We start from the raw sequence: 467 nt of genomic DNA on the forward strand, positions 1-467 counted from the left end.
TTGGTGCTGAACGGATCGGCGACGAATCGCTCGGCGGTCAGTTCCGGCCGGTTCAGGTAGCCGCGTGCGACCTGTACGCCGCCGATGTGGATTTCGCCGGCCACGCCGATCGGCATCAACTGACCGTACGGATCGAGGATATAGATGTGCGTGTGCGGGAAAGGCTGACCGATGGGTATCGCGCCAGACGCGAGTTCCGATCCGTTCACGTACTTGGACTCGGTAACAACGACTGTTGTTTCCGTGGCTCCGTACATATTGACAAGTAAGGTACGTTGTAGATCGTGGCGTGCGATCCAAGGGGCCAGCATGTGCAGTTCCAGTGCTTCCCCGCCGAAAATGACGCAGCGCAGGCAGTGCGACTGGTCGCTTTGCGCATCGGCCGCAATCAAGTGACGGAATGCGGTCGGGGTCTGGTTGAGTACGGTGACGCGTTCGCGGCATAGCAGGGCGTGGAAGTTCCGCGC

At 60.4% G+C, this 467-nt stretch carries 1 protein-coding gene; it reads right to left on the minus strand.

The genetic code is table 11. The annotated features are described in order from the left end of the window. The coding region (locus NX775_RS23955) for an AMP-binding protein (RefSeq protein ID WP_258838259.1) at positions 1–467 on the minus strand (467 nt) is incomplete at both ends.

It is taken from the genome of Massilia aurea (assembly GCF_024753205.1).
Classification (GTDB): domain Bacteria; phylum Pseudomonadota; class Gammaproteobacteria; order Burkholderiales; family Burkholderiaceae_D; genus Telluria; species Telluria aurea.